Genomic DNA, 18,581 nt, shown 5'->3' with positions numbered 1-18,581 from the left:
ATGCGCACGCCGCGTTCGGACGGCGAGGCGATCTCGGATGCCGCGAGGATCCGCAGGGCAGCGCTGCTTTCCGCGGATATGCTGCCGGCCGCCCGATGGGATGGGACCGCGCCGCTCCTTGCCGATGGGTCTACCCTGTCACCGCGGCTGTATCGGCGGCTTTTCACTGAGATCGCGGAAGCCCATGGCGACCCCGCCACATTTGCCGACGGCGCCCGCCGCCTGATTTCCATGGACGCGGGCGGACGCGCAACGGCCGCGCTCCGGGCGGGCCTCGCCTATCATCTCGCAGCCTTCTGCCCCGCGGTCGATCGCCCGACCCTTGCGAGGCTCAAGGCCGTCTACGGCGAGGAAGCGGTCGCATTCGCCCTCGGCCACATCAATCTTTCCACGGCAACGCCGCCGCTTGATCTGTTGAGCGAGCAGGCAAGGCATGTCGTCGAGGCCGATGGCTGGTCGATGCTGGCGCTTCTGGCAGACGAATACCGGATCTCTGCGGCATGGCGGTGGGCGGGCTGGCGCGACATGGCCGAAAACGGCTCGGCTTCCCTCTTGAAGAGCCCGGCGCTCGTTCTGGCGACGGCCGCTGTCGACGAGGTCGCCTCCATACAGGAAGGCGCCGGACGATGAGCTCGGGATTTGCGCGCCACGACCGCATCATTCCGGCGGAGAGTTTCGGCCAGATCAGAGAGGCGGCGCAAATTCTGGAGGCTGCCCGCCACGACGCCGCCCAATCGCAGGCGACACTTGCCGCCGCCAGCGAGCAGGCCGCCCAAAACGGCTATCGCGACGGGTTCGAACAGGGCGTTCGCGATGCCGCCGCACGGCTTGCCGCCTCGCTCGGAAAAGCCGAACAGGAAATTGCCAATCTCGACAGCTGGGTCGAGGCGGTGGTTCTGAAATCGGTCGGATTGATCCTCGGATCGATGGAGGCCGACGAGCGCACGAGGCGATTGGTCCGCCACGCCATATCCCAGACCGCTGAGGCCCAGGAGATCGCCCTGCATGTCGCCCCCGACGATGCCGCCATGATCGCCCGGGCAATTGCGGATATCGATCACCGCATCACTATCGAGACGGATCCGCTGATGTCTGCCGGCGAGATTATTCTGGAGACGTCGGCGGGACGCAGCCAGATCGGCTTGAAAGACCAGCTCGCCACCGTGATCGAGGCCCTCGTCCATGGTTGACGCGTTGCTTCGGATGGAGCGGAGACTCGAACAAACGGACGTGCGGCGGCAGAGCGGGCGCGTAAAGAGTGTTTCGGGCCTGCTGGTGCGGGCGCTCATCCCCTCGGTCAGGATCGGCGAGCTTTGTGAACTGCATGAGCCGGGCCGAGGTCGCATCGGCCTTGCCGATGTCGTCGGCATCGACGGCGAGACGGCGCTTCTCTCGCTTCACGGCGAAACCCGCGGCATCTCCCTGCGCACGGAAATCGTCCCGACCGGCCGGGAACCGGCCGTCTCCGTCGGCAATTTCCTGCTCGGCGCGATCGTCGACGCACACGGCAATATCCTGCGTCCCTCCGCCAACCCCGCCGGCGAGGACGCGCGTTTCCTGCAGCCGCTCTACGGCCAGCCGGTCGATCCTCTGTCGCGGCGCCCCATCCGCCAGCCGTTTACCTCGGGGATTGCCGCCCTGGACGGATTGCTGACCTGCGGCCAGGGCCAGCGCATCGGTATTTTCGGCGCGCCTGGCGCCGGCAAGTCGACGCTGGTGTCCCAGATCGTCGCCAACAACAAGGCCGATGTGATCGTCTGCGCCCTGGTCGGCGAACGCGGACGCGAGGTCGGCGAATTCGTTGCCGGCAACATGCCGGAAGGCGTCCCCTCGAATGTGGCGTTGGTTGTCGCCACATCCGATCGCCCGGCGCTGGAGCGGTTCAAGGCGGTGATGACGGCAACGGCGATCGCCGAATATTTTCGCGAGCAGGGAAAACATGTGCTGCTCGTCATCGATAGCGTCACCCGCATGGCCCGCGCCTTGCGCGAAGTGGGGCTTGCTGCCGGCGAACCGCCGGTGCGACGCGGCTTTCCGCCTTCCGTATTCGCCGTCTTGCCACAGATCTTCGAGCGCGCCGGCAACAGCGCAAACGGCACGATGACAGCTTTCTATACGGTCCTCGTCGAAGGCGAAGAGCAGGACGATCCGATTGCCGAAGAAACCAGATCGCTGCTGGACGGCCATATCGTGCTCTCCGACAAGATTGCCAGGGCGGGCAATTTTCCGGCGATCGATGTGCTGGCCAGCCGAAGCCGGACGATGAGCGCGGTGGTGAGCGAGAGCCATCGCCAGGCCGCCGACAGGCTGCGCGCCCTGCTGGCCCTCTATGACGAGGTGGAACTGCTGATTCGCGTCGGCGAATATCGCCAGGGGCGCGATGCCGCCGTCGACGAGGCCGTCGCCAAACACGGGCTCATCCAGCGCTTCCTGTTTGACGGCCAGGGCAAGCCGCAGCCGTTCGGCGTGATCGTCGAAGCGATCGAGGAGCTTGTCCGATGAATATCGCAGCGACCGCATGGCCCCGGTCATCGATGGCCGAGAGCTTCTTTTCCCGTTCCGACACGATGATGCGCGCCGCCTGGCAAATTCCGGTCCGGGAGCAGACGCTTTCCGTTCGCCCACTGTCCCCCGATATCGCAGCCGCGCGGATCGTCGATCCGGTCGGTCTTCTCTGCCGCATCGGCGAACGGGAGCAGATGCTGATTGCGTCGGCCGGCGCATTGCGGTTGCTGGCCGAAAGGCTTGAACCGCTGCTCCTCTGGGAAAAACTGTCGCCGCATGAACAGGCGGCGGTGGTCGAACATCAGTTCGTCGAGGCCTTCGAGGCAATCGAGAACAAGATCGGCATCAGCCTGTCGCTGCTGCAGATCGGCGTGGAGCCGCAGCCGGATGCCAGCGGCAATTTCGGCTTCGAAATCGGCTGGAACGGCATGAGCCTGCCCTTGAGCGGCCGCTTCGACGAGGCTTTTCTGAACGGGCTGGTCGGCTGGGCGAGCCGCCTGCCGCGCCGCACGCTCGATGCCCTGACGACGACCGTCGGCATCCGGCGCGGTTATGCCGTGCTGTCGGTCGGTGAGATCAAATCCCTGCGATTGGGGGACGGCATCGTCATCGATGGGGCGGCGCCGGAGACCGTGATCGCGATCACGGGTGAACGTTACCTTGCAACCTGCATGCGATCGGACAAAGGCGCGGTCCTCACCCAGCCGCTTCTGTCGACGCCAACCGGACCAATGAGGCATTTCATGACGAATGAAACCGTCGATCAGGAATTGCAGGGCGAGCCGCGTCCGTCGCCTGTCGACAGCATCCCGATCAAGCTGGTCTTCGATGCAGGACGGCTGGAGCTTCCGCTTCGCACACTCGAGACGATCGGCGAAGGTTATGTCTTCAATCTCGACAGGCCGCTGACGGATGCCGTCGATATCATCGCCCAGGGCCGTGTCATCGGGCGGGGGGAAATTATCTCCGTGGATGGATTGAGCGCCGTTCGCGTGACAATGCTGCACGACTGATGGAACAGACCTTTCCTCTTGCCCAGAGCCTCGTGGCGATGGCGGCGATCTCGATGCTGCCGGTCATTGCCGTGATAGCAACCTCCTTTACCAAGATTTCGGTCGTTCTCCTGATCGTGCGCAATGCGATCGGCATCCAGCAGACACCGCCGAATCTCCTGGTCTTTGCGATCGCCATCGTGCTCTCGGCCTTCGTGATGAACCCGGTGCTGCAGAACAGCTGGCAATTGCTGCTCGCCCATAGCGGCGATTTCGCCACGGTCAGTGGTATGGCGGACGGCATGGTCAAGGTGGCGGCACCGCTGAAGGATTTCATGCTGAAATTTTCCGATGCCGAGGTCCGCGACTTTTTCGTCCAGGCATCGCAGAAAATCTGGGCAAACGCACCGGTTAGCCCGATCGCCTCCGACGACATCACCGTTCTGACGCCGAGCTTCCTCGTTTCGGAACTGACGCGGGCATTCGAAATCGGATTTCTGATCTATCTGCCCTTCCTGATGATCGACTTCGCCGTCTCCGCCATTCTCGTGGCGCTCGGCATGCAGATGATGTCGCCGACGGTGGTTTCAACGCCGCTGAAGCTGCTGCTCTTCGTCTCGATCGACGGCTGGCGGCGACTGCTGGAAGGTCTGGTGCTATCCTATGCGCAGTGAGCAGCCTGCCATGACGAACGCACCGGTTCGGGTGCCTGCCGCGCAGACCGGAAAGGCTTGCCGTCATGGGTGAGGATCAGGTCGCAGCCGAAATCGGCATGTCCGTGATGGCGACCTTCGCCTTGGCCGGCCCTATTCTGGGCCTTGCCGCACTTCTCGGCCTCGTCATCGCCATCTTCCAGGCGGCGACGCAGATCCAGGAACAGACCATCGCGCAGATCGTCAAGATTTTCGTGATCTCCATCACCCTGCTGCTGTTCGGCCGGGTGTTGGCAACGCCGCTGATCGAACATTCCGTTCACATCCTCAACGACTTCCCGACCATGGTTCAGTGAGGCGAGGCGGATGGGGCCGGATCATCTTCCGCTCGTCGGCATCGAGGTCGCGGCACCGGCCGCAGCCATGCTCGGCGCCGCCCGCGCGCTCGGGATACTGCTGATCTTCCCGATCTTCTCGCTGTTCAGCATCGTCGGCATCCTGCGTTTCGGCCTCGCAATCGGCCTGTCGGCGCCCTCCGTCGCCTTCGCTTATTCGACGCTGGCGCTGGGGGATACGTCCTGGTTCGATCTGGCCGCCCTTTCGATGAAGGAACTTTGCTTCGGGGCGCTTGTCGGCATGGGGCTCGGCATTCCCTTCTGGGCGGCCCAGGCGGCGGGTGATATGACTGATGTCTATCGCGGTGCCAATGCCGCCAATCTCTTCGACCAGATCAACGCGCTGGAAACCGCGCCGCTCGGTTCGCTGATGATGTCGATCGCCCTGGTGATTTTCGTCAGCGCCGGCGGCATCATCGATCTGGTCGCGATTTTCTACAAGTCGTTCGAGTTCTGGCCGCTCTTCAAGCTCATGCCCGCCATGCCCGACGATCCGCTCGACATGATCCTCGGTGTATTCGGCCGGCTGTTCAAAGCGGCCGGATTGCTTGCCGCCCCGTTCATGATCGTCACCTGCGCGCTCGAATTGTCGCTGGCCTTCGTTGGCCGCTCGTCGAAACAATTCCCGCTGAACGATAGCCTGCCGGCCATCAAGAACTTCGCGGTCGTGGTCATTCTCGTCATCTACACGGCCTTCATCTCCAGCTATTTCCACGATCTCTGGATCGACGGATTCAACGAGGTGAAAGCCATGCTGGAGGTGACCCATGGCCAAAAATGACGATACCGAAGAAAAAACCCTGCCGCCGAGCCGGGTGAAGCTCGATCGGCTCCGCCGCGAGGGCCAGGTTCCCCGCTCGAAGGAAATCCCGGTTGCGATCTCCGTTCTTGCCATCGCCGTCTACGTCACCTGGGGCTTGCCTGATATCCTCGAGGATTTCACCCGCAGTTTCGATAGCGGCCTGCAGTCCGCCGCGCGGGCCGACCTCTCCGACGCCGTCACTGTCGGCTTGAGCGAAACCGGCGTGGCGCTGCTCGATCTCATGTGGCTGCCGCTTGCCATGGGTCTTGCCGCGACCATCCTGGTGTCGATCCTCGACGGGCAGGGGTTTCCCGTATCGTTCAAACATATGAGCTTCGATTTCACCCGGCTCAATCCGTTCGAGGGCATCAAGAGGCTTTTTTCGCTCGCGAGCATCGCCGAGTTCGTCAAGGGGCTCGTCAAGTTTGTCCTGCTCGCCGCCGCCGGCGGCGGTGCGATCCTCTATTTCCTCAACAGCATCTTCTGGTCGCCTCTTTGCGGAGAAGCATGCACGCTCTCCACGACAGCCCATCTCCTCGGCTCGATCCTCGTCATTGCCGCCGGCATCATGGTGGCGGCGGCCTTTTTCGATATCCGCATTTCGCGCGCGCTGTTCAGGCACGAACACCGCATGACCAAGACCGAGGCGCGGCGCGAATACAAGGATACCCAGGGCGACCCGAAGCTGAAATCGGCGCGCCGGCAAATCGGCGCGGAAATGCGCAGCAGCCCGCCGCGCAGGCAAGGACCAGGCCGGCAATGAAAAGCGGGAGCCTAAGCCGCCCGCTTGATCTTCGCTTTGCGGTTCCGGTGGTCGGGCGTCTCAGACGCCCGATTGGTTGTCACCTACACGCGTCCAGTTCTTCACATCGTCCAGCGTGATATCGGAGAGGAACGTCACGCTGGCAAGCGAGCTGTCGGTGCGGAAGACGTTGCTGCCGTGGGAGAACGCCCCGCCATCGATGGTGACGTCGGCGTCGATCTGCTTGCCGCCGTTGGTGCGCACGAGCGTGGTAAAGCCGTCAGCGACGAAATCCTTCAGATAGAACCTCGTGTCGGCATTGATCTGGAAGATCTTGTCGGTCGCGCCCTTGGCGGAGCCACCGATAATAGTGACGTCGCCGGCGCTTTTTACCGTCAGCGCATCCTCGCCGACATTCTGCCAATTGACGTTTTCGAGCGTCGCGCCGCCATAGACGTGAATGCCGTCGGCGCCATTCTCGCCGAGATCGACATTCTTGAGCGTGGCGCCGTTCTTGAGAATGAACAGCGGCGATTGGGTTTCGGACTGGCCGCCATCGCCGAGCTTGGACGAGGCCGTATAGGTCGCGCCCTTGCCGTCGAACACGCCGCCATCCACGACGATCGGCTCGTTGACGACGATGACGCTGCCCTCTTTCGAGAGGTCGGGTTTTTCCGTCGTGGTCTGCAAAGTCGTGGCCTGTTTCTCGTCGGATGGATCCACCTTCTTGGAGTGGGATTGCCAGTTGATGTGCTTGCGCAGCAGATCCTTGGGGTCGGAATCCATGCCGTTTTCCGACGTTTCCCGCGACTTCGGCACATAGGAGGTCAGCGTCGGCGGGTTGCCGGAGAAATCTTCGAAGGGCGAGACCTTGCGGGTTCGGATGGCGGTGAAATCCGTGTCGGCCCTATTGCTGCCGCCAAGGCAATCGGACTCAAGGTCGAAACGGGAGGTTCTGTCGAAGTCTATGGGCCTTTGTCCATCTACGCCACACATTGCATTCATCCCCAGTTGGTCTCGTCTACTTCACTTGCTCTATCAGCCCGGCCTTTGTTTGGAGCCGGCAGCGTTCCGGATTTGCCCGATCTCTCCGATGGTTTCGATCGTTATATCCCTGTCGATCTCCTCCGCCGCCAGCACCGGAATGCGGCAGTTGTGGTGGATCATCAGCGTCTGGGTGAGCAGGCGCCACTCGCCCGGCACGATGATGATGGGATCGTATCCCCGCTCGTTGGCGTCCTCGAGAGCCTGCCTGGCTTTCTCGGCCAGCAGGCGCAGCCTTTCGGCTATCTCGATCTTCTCGGTCGCTCCAGCGGCGTCATAGGAGCGGATGAAGTGGTCCCATTCGGCGGGAAGCACCAGCGCCGGCAGCAATCCGCGCCGGTCGAGAAGCCCGAAGGCGATCTGCTTGACCAGCGCGGCGCGCGCCATTTCGGCCAGGGCATCCGGCGCGTGATCGGTGCCGGCGTGCAGCATCACTTCCAGCAGTCCGCGCGGCTGGGAAAGCGTCACGCCGGAATCCAGCAGGCGTCTGACGACCGCGACCGTCAGCATCAGCGGCACCTGGGTGGCGACGTCGATCGCCAGTTTGCCGAGACGCGGTTCGAGGCTGCCCAGCCATTGTGCCGCGTCGTCGACGCTGAACAGGGCGCCGATATGGCGGCGGACGATGCGCACGATGTCGTCGGCAATCTGTTCGGCCGTCCGTTCGGGACCGCAGCTGACGAGACCGGCGGGCACGTTTTCGACCTGAAGGTGGATCAGATCCTCGGCCATGCGGGGATCGGCGTTGAACGTCGGCACCGTCACGGAGACGCCGACGGCGCGCGCCGCCATGCGGATCCGCCCGTCCAGCATTTCGCCGAGCCGCATCGCCTCAAGCCGCGCCAGCGTTTCCACCGAGACGGTGGCGACGACGGGATCGCCATATTTCGTCCGGTCGAGCGGATAGGAATTGGCGCTTTCCACGGCATTCGCCGATCCGGCTGCGGCCGGGCCGGTGCGCCGGCGATGCACCATAAAGGCAAGGCCCGCCAGGCACAGGCCGATTGCGCCGAGCACGCCTGTGGGAAATCCCGGCACGAAGCCCGCGCAGATCGTCAGCGCCGCCGCAATCGCCAATGCGCGGGGCTCCCGGAAGAGTTCGCGGCCGATATCGCTGCCGAGGCTGCCATTGCCGTCATCGGACACGCGGGTCACGACGATACCCGCCGAGACTGCCATCAGAATGGATGGGATCTGCGAGACCAGGCCGTCGCCGATCGACAGCAGCGTATAGAGATGGGCCGCCTCGGCAAAGCTCAGGCCCTTCTGGAAGATACCGATCGCCAGGCCGCCGATGAGATTGACGGCGACGATCACCAATCCTGCGACCGCATCGCCCTTGACGAAGCGCATGGCGCCGTCCATCGCGCCGAAGAACTGGCTCTCCTGTTCGAGACGCGACCGGCGCTTCTGCGCGGCTTCCGTGCTGATATGGCCGTTGCGCAGGTCGCTGTCGATGGCGAGCTGCTTGCCCGGCATGGCGTCGAGCGTGAAACGGGCGCCGACCTCGGCGATGCGCTCGGCGCCCTTCGTCACCACGATGAACTGCACCAGCGCCACGATCAGGAAAATGATCAGCCCGACGACGACATTTCCCGCAACGACGAAATCGCCGAAGGCCATGATGATCTCGCCGGCATCGGCGTCCGCCAGCACGAGCCGGGTCGAGGAAATCGTCAAGGCCAGGCGGAACAGCGTGCCGATCAGAATGACCGCGGGAAAGGTCGCGATTTCAAGCACGCTCTTCAGATAGGTCGTGGTGATCAGCACCACGAAAGCGAAGGAGAGATTGAAAGCGATCAGCACGTCCAGAACGATTGTCGGAAGCGGCAGCACCAGCATCGTCACGACGGAGGCGAAAAAAACCGCAAGCAGCATATCGGTGCGCTGCGCAAGCATGGCGATGGCGGATGACCTTACCTTCATGATCCGGCTTCCGACGCCATCGCCTATTCTTGTTCGCTGCTGGAAATTTCGGCGAGCTTCGGCTCGGCATTGCCGGCAGAGGCGAAATTGACCGTATCGTCCTCACTGTCACGGGAAACGATCATCTGGTCTTTGCCGATCTCCTTGATGCGCCAGCCGCTCGCAACGACATCGCCTTCCTCGTAGCGGCGACCGTCGGAGCCGATGATGAATCTGACGGGCGTATAGCCGGCGGCGGCGACGAAGCCGTCGAGACCGGAAGAGAGGGCGGTGAGATCGACGATGGAAACGGAACCCCGCCGGCTCATCGAGGCGATGATGCTGCGCAGCTTGGTCTCATCGGGCAGGCCGAGAGGCCGCGATCCTTCGCCGATGCGAATTTCGTCGGCGGTGGCGACGATGCTCAGATCTTGGGGAAGCTGAGCCATACGAATGGCCTGGCGGATTTCGGCAGCGATCGCCGCCGATGACGGCGCCGGTTCGGGCGCGGCGGAAACCTTGACGAGCGGGGCTTCGTGAGCCGGCGCATCGCTGTTGTAAAGGCCGGCCAGCAAAAGCAACGCCGCCAGCCCGAGAAGGCCGGCAGCCGCAATCCGGCGCGGCTCGAACCGCACGCGCCGGGCGCCGAGACCTTCGAGTTCGCAGATCGTGCCGTCGAAGGAGATGGTCTGTCTCTTCGTAAGGCTCATCGTCCGATCGCGCGGGATGGAACGACCGTCGATCGCCACGTCATCCCGCAACGCGGTCAACGACACCGTGTCGGAGCCGCGGGAGCGCTGCAGACTGATGGCAAAGGCGGGTTCCGGTTTGGCGCCTAGGATGATCAGGTCACAATCGGCGCTGCCGCCGACCACCTGCCGCTCCGCCGTCAACGGCAGAATGGAGCTGCGCCCGGCGCGCGTGATGCGCAAGACCGGTCCGCCGCTGCCTGACGCAGTGTTGCCGGCGTTACCTCTGAATGTCGGCGAAGAGGGATCTAGATCCATGGTCATCTTGTTCCCGAACCGTCCGTCGAGCGGCTTTTATTGTCTTCGAGAGCGGGGAAGCGAGACGGGCGAACCCGTCTCGCCATTGTTTCAATCAGCCTGGGCCGATCTTCTTGATGGCGTTTGCGACGCCATTGATCTTGGTGATTTCGGTTGCAACCTGCAGGCTCTGCGCGGTCGCTTCGTTCTGGGCCGACTTGAAGGCGGAAATCGCCGAGCCGATGCCCGCATCAAGTGTCGAAGTACTAGTGCTGGTAGCCATGTCTTGAACTCCTTGCATGGTTTTGGCGGCCAGAACCTTGCAGAATTCAAGATCGAATTCAATAGCTTATGTTAAAAAGTTATTAATTCGCGATATGTACAACAAATGCGCGAAATGGATATCCGTCCTGTTCCCAGCAGACCGATGATCTGCAACAGTAGATCAGATAATTATTAATAGACTGGATTTTGCAGCCCCTGCCTTCCTTCGTTCATTAGTTGTCGGGCGATATCCGGATCGTGAGGTAAACTCAGATGTTTGCGCGTTTTGTTTACATGGCCGCTATCGGACTGCTGGCCTCCTTTCCTCCACCGGCCGGCGCCAGCGAGCGGGAGGTGCGCCTGGATGTCGTCTCCCTGCCGCTTGGCGATGTTGTCCAGACGTTGTCCTTCATGTCCGGCATCCCGGTCACGACAGTCGGGACACTGAGCGGCAAGGTCGAGCACTGGTCCGTGCGGGAAAGCGGAGCCAAGGCCTTCGTCAAGCTTGGCGATGCCAGCAATCTCTTCGTCGCCTATGACGGCAGCCGCATCATCATCGCGCCGAAGCAGGAGGTCTCCACCGTTGTCCTCGATCGCGGCGGCCGCAGCTGGAAGACCGAGCAAAACGCCATTCGCGCGCTGTTCCCGCTGCTGCCGGACGATGCGCTGCGTGAAGATCCCGCCAGCGGCTTGGTGCTGGTGCGCGGGCCCGCCGTCTTCACCAAGGCCGTCGAAGACGTGCTGAGCCGGCAGCAAGCCGACAGCATCAAGGTCATCAAGGGCGGCCAGCTGGAAATCCTGACGACGAACAACGGTGCCTGAGCGGCTGATATGAAGGCGCTGAAATCTCTCAGGCAGTTGCTGCAGATCCGCAGCCTGCGGGCCGACAATCTTTCCCGCAGCCTCTCTGAGGCGCGGGCGGATGCCGAAAGCGCGCGGGAGCGGGAAGCAAAAGCCTCCGAAGCGCTCGACATCGCGGCAAGCCGGGCCGCCGGCAATCCTGTCGTCGACGCATTGCGCAAGAGCGACGTTATCTCCGCCGCCGAGCTTCAGGACGCGCTGATGCGACAATCCGTATTGCGCAGCCATGAAGCCGATGCCAGCCTATCGCTTGCGCAGCGCAAAGCCGCCCGGCGCGCCGCGCAAGAGCGGGCAGAACACGTCGCCGCCGATTTTTCGCGGGCACAGAAGGCGGTATTGCGCACCGAGTTTTCGCTTGAAGCAGCGGAGAAAATCGACCGGTAGGGAGCTAAGAACCAGCAGATGAACCAACCGGCTTCTGTTCTTCCATCTCTTCATCGACAATCGAGCTGACGAGGGCAACGATCCGGCTGCGCACACGCGGAGAAAGGAGCAAAACGTCGTCTATCAGACGCCGTCCCTCCGCCGTGGAAATATAGGCAATCTTCTCATCGATCTCTGTTATGATTTGCTGGCCCTGAGTGGTTTCGGGATCTGGAAGACCTTCGAAAAACCTCGAAACAGGGATCTTGAGGCAATTGGCAAGCTCGTAGAGCATCGAAGCGCTGACGCGGTTCTTACCGCTTTCATATTTTTGTACCTGCTGCAAACTGACCCCGATGCCGGCGCCGAGATCCCCTAGGGATACATTCGACTGCATTCGGCGGATACGGATTTGCTGTCCGACATGCCGATCAACTGGATGCACCAACTCGCGCGCTAAATTCGACTGTTCGGCTTGCGCAGGCCTCGAAGTCCGGACCTGTGCTGCTGCATAGCGCTTCATGGTGGACACCCCGATGGAGAGTTTCACGCGGTGCGCCCCCGCTGAAAACTCGCTAAACCCACTGATCGGGGAGTTGGAAACCGTACACGACGGTCCTGTGGCCTTTAGTTCCGAGGAACCTGGACATACGCCACAGGCTCCTCGACCGAAGGTCAAGGAGTGTGATGCCGTTACGGCCGGCATCAACCACGTGTAGGGGTTTCCACACCCCAGGGCAGCGCGTACTGCCCTATCGAAAAAGATAGCGGGAATCCGCCCGCTGCGCAACCGAATTCTTTACAAGATTCAATAGCTTCGCTTTACGCTCGGACACTTGCCTCAAAAGCGAGAGGTCACGCTTCGGGCGGTAAAGTGGTCAGAAAACCAAAGGAGGTGCGATCAGCGGAACGCCCATTGCGAGGATTGTCTGCCCACTCTCCCGGAAGAGATGACGATGACACCTGGGAGAGCGCGGACGTCGTGGCGATCGAGGAGACGGACGATACCGTCACCGTACTTCTCTGGCATCTGAAATACTCGCAGGCAGTAATGGGGCGCCGGGCGGACGATCTTTACCTCGTTTGCGGTCAAGCACAGAAGGGGGTGAAGGGGACATGGAGCTTGAAGAACCTCATCAACCACCTGACCGTGAGAGAAACATCACATCTTAAGGGCCGGGCCCGTTTCATTCGAGGCAGCCTGAATGACTTGGCCACGCTTCGAAAGGCTGCCCGACGCAAGTTCATCGAGTACCGGATCGGGATTGTACAGCCGGGTCTTAACGGTGAAAACATACCCGCAGAACATCTTGCGCTTCTGGGAGCGACTGCCACTTCATACTGTCTGTCACCGGGTGTCCCCTAATGACTGTCGCGAACCGCACCGATCCAGCTTAGCTGCCGGCCACCGTCTCCAGCGGCGCTACTTTCCATGACGGCAGGGCCGCCGCGAACTGTCACGGCCTTCTTGGGGCTTTCGATATCGAAATTGACGTTGTAGCGGTTCCACTCTGTAACAGCGGCAGAGCCGCCGACAAAATCAGGGGTAGGAATGCTCGATGTCCTGCCGATTGTTGCGGCGGGTGCATAGCTGCAGTGCAACATAGACGCTGGCTTCATGGCGCTGGCCCGAGTATTGCTATTTTCATCGAAGCGATGCTTCCTCCCGCAACGCTTCGAAGTTTAGACGGCCCACTCCTCCTCCCAAAGGGACGTCTGTGGGAACAGCGGCACTCCTCCTCCCAGGTCGCCGTTCGGTTCTTTTAGGAAAGCCTGCCGCACCTCCTCCCGCGGCAGGCTTTTCTATTTCGGGGCGATGGGCCGTCAGAGCCCGAGATCAAGTTGGGACTGGGGTCGTGCATTGCCGATCGGAGGTCGTCAGCGTTGAAAGCGTGACGCCGAGCAGCCGCACTGGCCGCTTGAATGGATAGACAGTCGCCAATCGACGGGGCATCGTTCGATGGTGTGCTCGAAGATCTTGGCTGGTTCGGCAAACGGTTCACGCCGGACATGCGCGCCGATGTGCTGCTGTTTCGAGCGGGAGACCGGCGGCTGGTTGCCGTGGATCCCAAATGGATCCCGCTTCGGCTAACGTTGCGTTTTTATAAGATCGACAGGACGCGTGTGGCAAGCAACCAAGTTTTCCTATCTCCAGCGCCGGCTGCGGGCGAGGGCCCGGTCGCGTCTTTGAAGGCCATGATGTTCGGCTGCGTCAAGAGCGCGGCCATGGTCTATGACGATCAACCCATCGTCGACCATTTCCGGCGGATCGACGCCGAGAGGATCATGGGCGCGAAATTTCGCTCTGCGCAAGTAAGGCACGAACCGTCGAGACGGCAGTTCCTAATGAGCTCATCGAAAGGACATATCATGCTGAAATACAAGCTCTACGTACTCGTGGTAAAAGCCGACGGGAATCTCGCGATCCTCGCCGCGCTTGCCATGGTTCTTACCGCGATATGGCGCGGCGTTTTACCCATAGGAAGTTTCTACTAAAAGACTGGAGGTGCAGGATCATTCCTGCACCCTCCTCACATATCACCGCGTTCGCAGTACGCGTGTCACCTATCTCTCACGCGCAACAGCGGAAACGACAAGGTCTGTCATTTGAGAGTTACCCGGAGCACCCCACCAGTCGCAGAGGGACAGGTAGGAGAAGTCGCTCACACTGTCACCGTAGCCGATCACTGGGCGACCTGGATGCTCCGTCCGAAGCTTTTTGAGCAGAAATTGTGAGGCCACCCGTTTTGAGATCGCAGGCGGAACTAGCGCAAGGTTATTGCCGTTGTGGTGTCGAACCCAACCCCGTTTTTCTCGAATGATCGGCACAATCTCTTCAAGGCGTGAGCCGTCTCCGTCAATCTCTTTGAAGACAACATATGTCGCGAGATCAGCTTCCATCACCGACCAGCACCGGATGTGGACGCCAAGTTCCCTCGCCTTGGTCCTGCCCTCATCGAGGAGCTTATCGAAAAAGCCGGCAAGCGGCCGGAGCTCCCTTGCGACGACCTCATGCCATTCGGCGTCAGGCTTGCCGTCCTTTTTGAGGATGACGGCACCGTTCGATACGATTGAGTAGCTTTCAAACGCGATCGTAACGCGCGAAAGAGCCTCAGAGCCGCGCGCCGTAACCGGGATGGCCTCCGTGGAGACGAGCAGCCACTCGACAAAGGCAGCTTGAATCTTCGTCATATAGGAGTTGCTTCCATTAATGGATTTGGACGCCAATACCAGATCGGCTTCCGCAATCTCCGGTATCTTTTTCTTGGTTTGAAACAAGGTGTCGTCAAGGTCCACCAGAGCAATGGGCTTCATATGCGTACTCCAAAATGCGACTGGTTAAATATCTGATCGATTGCCAGATGTGAGTTTTCGCGGATTTTCCATTGGCAATGAATTTTACGATACGGAATTTGTCACATCTCAGTTTCCTTGACCTGCGCGCCGAGCTCGTAAGTAGACATACGTGGAGATTAGGAGACGTGCCGGATCAGCGTGACGGCGCGGTAGGGGGCGATCTTTCTAGGGGAGACGACATACGGGACGCCTTTGTTGTCGATCAGGTACATGAGGGCCGCGAGTTCTGGATCGGTTGGCGACGAGACGTACACCTTTTCCGGCACACGTCGCAGGATGGCCCTGGTCGCCTCCGCAATGCCCGGCTTTACTCGGTTGATGTTTGTTACGGCGTCCTCCCCCATCACCCAGGCGACGGCAGCGGCGGCGGCATCGCGATGCGCCCGGCGGGTCTCGATACTCCAGACGCTCGGGATTTCGGTTGCAATCACAGTGGAGACATCATTCCACATACCATCCACGAATGATCGGGAAATATCGTGTTGCGCGAGATTATCCCACTGGACGCAGGCGTGGAAGTCACCGGGACCGACGAGGGCAGCGTTGAGGATCGAGCGGCTGATAAGCCCGGATACGGTGCATCCTAGCATTCCGGAGGGAATAAGCCAGTCGTCGCCCGATGCGGCGAGCCATGCGCAGCCGCAGGGGTCGGCCAATACAACTAGCCGCGCAGGCCGGTCTGAGTAGTCCTTGAAGCTCTTTTCGAGTTGGTTCGCAATTGCTCCTTTGCCCGTCCAGCTATCTACGAAGACGATGCTCTCGACAGGACGCCTGGCAAGAATGTGGCGCATAGCCTCGTCGTCAACGCCCTTGTCGCGAATGATCGACAACCCGTAGTGTCCGACGTCCCGGCCGAGTAAGGCGATGGCCCTCTTGAGAAGGATGCCGAAGGGCACGCCGGCGCGGACCAAACTGACAAGGGTAATAGGACCCTCGACCGACTGCACGATCGCGAGGGCGAGGCGTGCCGTCTCGGCGCCCATGCGCGGGCCACCAGTGGCCATGGCCTTAGCAAACAGGTCCATGTATTCGCGGGTCGGGGCCATCTCGGCGGAAATCATTTCCGAGTAATGCCGCCGCCCGGATTGGATGGCCTCTTCCCTCGTGGCCGTGTCAGTAGGCTGAATATCCACTCTCTTGAGAAGGAGCGTCACGTCGTATTCGGCGTAGGAGCCTAGTGTGGCAGGGGAGGCGATGCTGTCATAGATATCCCCCATGGGAGTGATGTCCTTAGATAACGCGACAGCAGTGTTGTGTCGCTGTGGACTGGCGGAAATGTCCGATCGAGTGAGCCGATTTCGAAGCGGCAGACCGCATGGCCTAAGGCGGCTTCATTCACCTTCTACGTCTGAAAGGACAATGGGATCGCCCAGTGCGGACATCAGGCTGGCACAGACATTTTCCGGGCCTGTCTCCGAGCAGAGTATAATTTTCGAGTACAGCGCTGGATCGACGTTGTAGAGGTAATGTGGAACCGTTCCGCCGTAGTTGTCGGAGAACGAAAGTACTGAACCGATCGCGTGGCCTTTCGACAGGGGGGAACGCGTCACGGATGAATAGAAAACCTCAGCGCCCTCCTTTTCCAAGCGCTCCGCAAGCAGGAAGGGCTGCCACACGTGTTCGCCCGTTCCGAGTACGAGGGTAATCCCGTCATCGGCAGCGTTTGCATTGAGACCCTGCAAGTGATCGACGACGCCGAGACGCGCCCAGTCTCGAGCGACGTCGGGACAGACCTCGGGCCGCTTAGGACGGTCACAGTAAGGGACCTGCGGAGTAGCTGCCGTGAAATCCCCACGCGGAGTCCAACTGTACCGTCCGGAAACGATAGTAGCCTCACTGACTGTTCCCGTGATCTCCGCGCGGGCAGCGCCTTCTGACCAGTCGGTAAGCGTAAGTAGGACTGTGTGCTTCAGCTTCAAACGAATTTTTGCGGGAAGGGCAGCGAAGATGTTGGCAAATGTCTTACCTGTCGAAGCCTCATCGTCAACGAGTACCAAGCCGGTCGCACCATGAACCAAGTCGCGGAGCCTTGCCTCGCATGGTTCGTGCAGGAGGTGCCGCGGGGCATGGCTATGCTCTTCCTCAAATTCGCACAGCAGCGGCAGTTTAAGATCATGGCGAGTGGAGCAGATATATATTGCATCGCCGCGACCAGTGAGTTCGCGGAACCGCCGATGGACACCCGCACCAAGGCCAATGCCCGCTTCGGCTATTCCGATGAACAAAACCGGACCAGGAATATCGGCAGGAATCTGACGTGCAAGGAGGTCGAATGCATTTCCCATGACCGAAGGGCGGATCGGCAGGAATCGACCAAGAACCTTGGAAACAAACAGAAACGAGCGGTTCGGGTTGATTCGCTGCCCGAAGCCGAACATCTCGATGGGGGGTACAAGGCTTCGATCCACGTGAACCGAGATAGTGCCGTCGGCGAGTTGCGCAGAGTATGTTGAAGGATTCACCATTGCCAGCTTTCGAAAGTACGGACGTTTACCGTGGAAAAAATCCGTCCCATATGTTTCTGTGACGCCGCACGCTCATTGGCGTCTCGTTGACGAGCAGGGTAGCACTTACCTCTCGAGGCTCAGAGTGCATCCGCGCCACGATATCGCAGGAGAATTCGCCGGCCCTTGGCGCGAAGGCCAGCACGGCGCGAGCGCCTCCCTGGTTTCAGCTTCGTTGGGGCTAAATCCCGATCTGAGGCCTTCCTGCCCCGTCGATGCGGCTCGTGACCCATCTCCGACAAAGCGACTGGGGCGATAGAAATAGAGTTTACGTCAGTTCATCCTCGCTCTCTGCGGTGAATCAGTAGCATGAAGTGAAGCAAGGGACGTGCCACTCGGACATGCAGCACGAATGCGAGCTGAATAGGCACCAGAACTCGAATATTGCATTCCAGGTCTCACGCGGCAGATGTCCAGATTGCCGGGAAATTTCGTATTGCATCCATAACGGCTTTGGGCGACGGATTGCGGGACCTGCCATGGCAAGCGCGTGCGGTCGCGAAACCTCAGATGGCGGCGAAGCGCTGCAGTTAAGAGAGATGCTGGAGCGTATATTCGCCTAAACGCTGCTGACGTGGCGGTGGGGCCTTTGAACGGTGGACGAGATCAGCCGGGAAAAAAGGCGTAGCTTAATTGAAATCGGCAGGGTGTACCCCGCCCACTACCGGGGATCAGAGCAGGCCAGCCTTGGCCCCAACCTGCGATGATAGCAGGTGCCTGGGGCACCTCCAGCACGTCGAGGGTTCTGCATCTTCGTGTCAGCCAATAGCCGACAGTTCGCACCACGTTTGTATTCGCTTTGTCTGCTTTACGACAGACTTAAGTCTTGATGCCTGCACTCAGCCGTCGTTGTTCAGTCCCGGCATTTTCATGGAGCGGATCGAGGGTGAAACGTTCAGGCTGCGAAGTCTATGTCTTGCAGACGAACTCGTAGTGTGAGGCCCTTGAGGGTCTTGAGCCTGCGTGACCTGCCACTGAACTTTCATCCAGCGGCGATTAGAGCCTCGGCGGTTTTGAATACGCCAAGTGGCGCGGTGTGAGCAACCGGCACGCGGATCGTGTCCCAGCACCTGGTGTAGCTGACGGGAGGGAGTAAAGCCGAGTGCCCGCGCGCTTCTCGCTGCGCTGTAGCGGGTGATCGGCTTTGCGGGCGGCCATCAGTGTTTTCCGCTAGGGTCGGGTTGTTCAAGACCAACCTGACGGAAAGA

19 protein-coding genes and 1 pseudogene are annotated in these 18,581 nt (G+C 60.8%); 12 read left to right on the top strand and 8 right to left on the bottom strand.

Translation table 11 applies throughout. The annotated features are described in order from the left end of the window. The 8 genes from GA0061105_RS25880 (at position 1) to GA0061105_RS25845 (ending at position 6,110) form a co-directional block, all read left to right on the top strand. The gene (locus tag GA0061105_RS25880) at positions 1 to 630 is read left to right on the top strand and encodes a hypothetical protein (RefSeq protein WP_046977178.1); all 630 of its coding nucleotides are present in this window, start codon (positions 1 to 3) and stop codon (positions 628 to 630) included. Next, the gene (gene sctL / locus GA0061105_RS25875) at positions 627 to 1,190 is read left to right on the top strand and encodes a type III secretion system stator protein SctL (protein ID WP_046977179.1); all 564 of its coding nucleotides are present in this window, start codon (positions 627 to 629) and stop codon (positions 1,188 to 1,190) included. Before GA0061105_RS25880 ends, sctL begins: the two co-directional genes overlap by 4 nt. Then, positions 1,183 to 2,502 carry a FliI/YscN family ATPase gene (locus GA0061105_RS25870; protein ID WP_046977180.1) on the top strand — a complete coding sequence of 440 codons (1,320 nt, stop codon included), beginning with the start codon at positions 1,183 to 1,185 and terminating at the stop codon, positions 2,500 to 2,502. Before sctL ends, GA0061105_RS25870 begins: the two co-directional genes overlap by 8 nt. Next, positions 2,499 to 3,518 carry a FliM/FliN family flagellar motor switch protein gene (locus GA0061105_RS25865; RefSeq protein WP_046977181.1) on the top strand — a complete coding sequence of 340 codons (1,020 nt, stop codon included), beginning with the start codon at positions 2,499 to 2,501 and terminating at the stop codon, positions 3,516 to 3,518. Before GA0061105_RS25870 ends, GA0061105_RS25865 begins: the two co-directional genes overlap by 4 nt. Next, on the top strand, positions 3,518 to 4,171 hold the full coding sequence (gene sctR / locus GA0061105_RS25860) for a type III secretion system export apparatus subunit SctR (protein ID WP_046977182.1): 654 nt from the start codon (positions 3,518 to 3,520) through the stop codon (positions 4,169 to 4,171). Before GA0061105_RS25865 ends, sctR begins: the two co-directional genes overlap by 1 nt. 65 nt (positions 4,172 to 4,236) lie before the next feature. Continuing rightward, positions 4,237 to 4,506: a flagellar biosynthetic protein FliQ gene (locus GA0061105_RS25855; RefSeq protein ID WP_046977183.1), complete on the top strand. Its 270-nt coding sequence runs from the start codon at positions 4,237 to 4,239 to the stop codon at positions 4,504 to 4,506. A gap of 10 nt (positions 4,507 to 4,516) precedes the next feature. Further along, complete coding sequence (locus tag GA0061105_RS25850) at positions 4,517 to 5,326, top strand: EscT/YscT/HrcT family type III secretion system export apparatus protein (protein WP_046977184.1); 810 nt, start codon at positions 4,517 to 4,519, stop codon at positions 5,324 to 5,326. Further along, a complete protein-coding gene (locus GA0061105_RS25845) occupies positions 5,313 to 6,110 on the top strand; it encodes an EscU/YscU/HrcU family type III secretion system export apparatus switch protein (RefSeq protein WP_046977185.1) in 798 nt (265 codons plus the stop codon). Before GA0061105_RS25850 ends, GA0061105_RS25845 begins: the two co-directional genes overlap by 14 nt. 60 nt (positions 6,111 to 6,170) lie before the next feature. Here the strand turns inward: GA0061105_RS25845 and GA0061105_RS25840 are convergent, their stop codons facing one another. The 4 genes from GA0061105_RS25840 to GA0061105_RS32975 form a co-directional block, all read right to left on the bottom strand. Beyond that, entirely contained in the window at positions 6,171 to 7,085 is a 915-nt protein-coding gene (locus GA0061105_RS25840) for a pectate lyase (protein ID WP_046977186.1), read from the bottom strand. A gap of 42 nt (positions 7,086 to 7,127) precedes the next feature. Next, on the bottom strand, positions 7,128 to 9,059 hold the full coding sequence (locus tag GA0061105_RS25835) for a flagellar biosynthesis protein FlhA (protein WP_064820007.1): 1,932 nt from the start codon (positions 9,057 to 9,059) through the stop codon (positions 7,128 to 7,130). Positions 9,060 to 9,082: 23 nt separating this feature from the next. Beyond that, complete coding sequence (locus tag GA0061105_RS25830) at positions 9,083 to 10,051, bottom strand: SctD/MshK family protein (protein WP_064820008.1); 969 nt, start codon at positions 10,049 to 10,051, stop codon at positions 9,083 to 9,085. 88 nt (positions 10,052 to 10,139) lie between these two features. Further along, complete coding sequence (locus tag GA0061105_RS32975) at positions 10,140 to 10,307, bottom strand: hypothetical protein (RefSeq protein ID WP_007636000.1); 168 nt, start codon at positions 10,305 to 10,307, stop codon at positions 10,140 to 10,142. Positions 10,308 to 10,561: 254 nt separating this feature from the next. On the opposite strand from GA0061105_RS32975, the gene GA0061105_RS25825 reads away from it, so the two are divergent. After that, positions 10,562 to 11,110, top strand: a complete 549-nt coding sequence (locus GA0061105_RS25825) for a hypothetical protein (protein WP_008534289.1) — start codon at positions 10,562 to 10,564, stop codon at positions 11,108 to 11,110. Between the two features lie 9 nt (positions 11,111 to 11,119). Continuing rightward, positions 11,120 to 11,533, top strand: coding sequence for a hypothetical protein (locus GA0061105_RS25820; RefSeq protein WP_064820009.1), 414 nt, complete (start codon positions 11,120 to 11,122; stop codon positions 11,531 to 11,533). 4 nt (positions 11,534 to 11,537) lie between these two features. Here GA0061105_RS25820 and GA0061105_RS25815 read toward each other — a convergent pair whose 3' ends face one another. Beyond that, complete coding sequence (locus GA0061105_RS25815) at positions 11,538 to 12,035, bottom strand: helix-turn-helix domain-containing protein (protein ID WP_064820010.1); 498 nt, start codon at positions 12,033 to 12,035, stop codon at positions 11,538 to 11,540. A gap of 459 nt (positions 12,036 to 12,494) precedes the next feature. Here GA0061105_RS25815 and GA0061105_RS25810 point away from each other — a divergent pair, with 459 nt between their 5' ends. Both GA0061105_RS25810 and GA0061105_RS33940 read left to right on the top strand, forming a co-directional pair. Further along, complete coding sequence (locus tag GA0061105_RS25810; RefSeq protein WP_008534295.1) at positions 12,495 to 12,878, top strand: hypothetical protein; 384 nt, start codon at positions 12,495 to 12,497, stop codon at positions 12,876 to 12,878. A gap of 581 nt (positions 12,879 to 13,459) precedes the next feature. Then, positions 13,460 to 13,807: pseudogene (locus GA0061105_RS33940) on the top strand (DUF4334 domain-containing protein); the annotation flags it as partial. Between the two features lie 270 nt (positions 13,808 to 14,077). On the opposite strand, the gene GA0061105_RS25795 reads toward GA0061105_RS33940, so the two are convergent. From GA0061105_RS25795 to GA0061105_RS25785, 3 genes are all read right to left on the bottom strand, one after another. After that, on the bottom strand, positions 14,078 to 14,827 hold the full coding sequence (locus tag GA0061105_RS25795) for an HAD family hydrolase (RefSeq protein ID WP_004675991.1): 750 nt from the start codon (positions 14,825 to 14,827) through the stop codon (positions 14,078 to 14,080). 158 nt (positions 14,828 to 14,985) lie between these two features. After that, on the bottom strand, positions 14,986 to 16,086 hold the full coding sequence (locus GA0061105_RS25790; protein ID WP_077991529.1) for a cysteine protease StiP domain-containing protein: 1,101 nt from the start codon (positions 16,084 to 16,086) through the stop codon (positions 14,986 to 14,988). Between the two features lie 114 nt (positions 16,087 to 16,200). Next, positions 16,201 to 17,334 carry a phosphoribosyltransferase domain-containing protein gene (locus GA0061105_RS25785; RefSeq protein ID WP_225884181.1) on the bottom strand — a complete coding sequence of 378 codons (1,134 nt, stop codon included), beginning with the start codon at positions 17,332 to 17,334 and terminating at the stop codon, positions 16,201 to 16,203. Between the last annotated feature and the right edge of the window lie 1,247 nt (positions 17,335 to 18,581).

It is taken from the genome of Rhizobium aethiopicum, from assembly GCF_900094625.1.
In the GTDB taxonomy this organism is placed as follows: domain Bacteria; phylum Pseudomonadota; class Alphaproteobacteria; order Rhizobiales; family Rhizobiaceae; genus Rhizobium; species Rhizobium aethiopicum.
Note: the sequence above shows the minus strand (reverse complement) of the source record. Positions and strands in the feature narration are given on the sequence as shown.